The sequence below is a fragment of the Nakamurella sp. GG22 genome (assembly GCF_052976845.2).
In genome coordinates this window covers 1-234 of record NZ_JBRIIO020000090.1, presented here as the reverse complement: position 1 = coordinate 234, position 234 = coordinate 1, and the positions used below count along the sequence as shown (strand labels likewise).

The window sequence follows — 234 nt, the reverse complement described above, 5'->3', positions numbered from 1 at the left end:
CCACAACTGAGTGAACACCCGCTTAATAGCGCGGTGCAGCAGTTGGTATTAACGCCGGACGGCCGTCAACTGTACCTGCTGGCAGGTAATCGGCTGGCCCGCTATCAAATAAACGATACCCAGTTACAGCTAAAAGAGAGCCGTATTCTCGGCGATCATCCCCCTTATCAACTGACGGCGTTGCCCGGCGGCAGTGCGTTATTGATTGAAGCGGCCAATGGCGTTATGCGTGAA

General features: G+C 54.3%; 1 pseudogene. It reads left to right on the top strand.

From position 1 onward, the window contains the following. Positions 1-234, top strand: a pseudogene (locus tag ACVBEQ_RS28105) (ABC transporter permease subunit); the annotation flags it as partial.